The sequence below is a fragment of the Campylobacter troglodytis genome, assembly GCF_006864425.1.
Classification (GTDB): Bacteria; Campylobacterota; Campylobacteria; order Campylobacterales; family Campylobacteraceae; genus Campylobacter_D; species Campylobacter_D troglodytis.
Map to the genome: position 1 here is coordinate 1 of NZ_QHLI01000149.1, position 1,352 is coordinate 1,352.

The window sequence follows — 1,352 nt, forward strand, 5'->3', positions numbered from 1 at the left end:
GATAAGGCAAGAACAGCCATACTCATCCACTCAGGCACAAATGTGCTAGAATCCCCGCTTGATAGGACTGAGGGTTGTTTGTTGATAGGGAGGGGATTTATAGATATGGAATTTAATGAGGAGCTAATAACGCATAGCGATTATAAAATAGATCTTAGTAAAGAAAGAAAAAAGCTTATAAAGGCAATACAAGAAAAAGAGATGAGAATCTCTCAGCTTAAAAGCAAAAAACTAAAACAAAATGATGAAATAGAAGAGCTAAAAAAAATAGAGCTAGAATTTGAAACATATGGCAAACACCACAAAGACAAGATAGAACCCTATATAAATTCAAGCATTAAGAAGCTTATGGCTTTTATCAAAAGGCATAAATATGCAAATTTTACAGTTCATATAAAAAATGATTTCAAGGACAAATGATGAATGAGTGGGTTGATAAGGATAGAACACTTTTTGAGACAAGAAGAAAAAATACTAAAATAAAAAAGCAATTAAAAAATATCGAAGCTATGCTAGTTTTGCAGTGGCATAGAAAAGATTTTTTTGATCTTCCAAATAGCTGTGGTAATGGTTATGATGATGAGAAAATAGAGGGTTGGTTTAATATCATCTATGATTCTAGTGTAGAAATACTTATATACACAAAGGATGAAAAATATTTTATAGAAAGTCCTTTATTTGGTGATTCTTTGGATTCACTTCGCGAGGATTGGGATTATAGATGGAGTGATGCTGAGTATGTGGCTAGCCATTTAAACCTTCATCATATCTACGCAAGAGAATTATTGCAAAAACTTGCCCCACATAAGCTAGAATACTTTTTCAAAGAAAGAATTAAAGGCTTTTTGCAAATTCCTGTGAGGGTGTCAATAGATTGCACTGTTATAGATTATGAGCCTAGATCTTATGAGCTTTATAATATTTTAATACCCTCTGTAATAGACTATGTTAAAAGTGGTGAAAATTTAGGAAAAGAAATTTACGAGACAAGAACTTACGCCTACATAAAAGACATACAAAAACTAGGCCAAGCCATAGAATTTGAGGAGCTAAATGAAAAAGACATAGTCTTAGAGGATAAATTCAATTTCGCTCCAAGATTTAAAAAATCAAAGCCCTACAATGTAAAAGCTACCAAGATGTATAAAGAACACGAGCTAAGATACAAGCACAAAGACTTTGCCACACACAAAGTAATGCCTAAAAATGACAAAGACTTATGGATAGATCTAATGAGTAATACCAAAAAACTTAGAAGCAAAAAGCCTATAAATTTAAAGGATCTAAGACCTGATTATGTTAAATTCAAAGGGCTTTGGGCTACTACTAGATATGTGTTTAATTTTGATTTC

2 protein-coding genes are annotated in these 1,352 nt (G+C 32.1%); both read left to right on the forward strand.

Annotation, left to right across the window (positions count from 1 at the left end):
* Positions 1 to 420 (forward strand): hypothetical protein (locus DMC01_RS14065; protein ID WP_185908954.1); only part of this gene is annotated, 420 nt, incomplete at its 5' end.
* A partial coding sequence (locus tag DMC01_RS12475) for a hypothetical protein (RefSeq protein ID WP_142694506.1) occupies positions 420 to 1,352 on the forward strand: 933 nt, incomplete at its 3' end. The genes DMC01_RS14065 and DMC01_RS12475, both read left to right, overlap by 1 nt.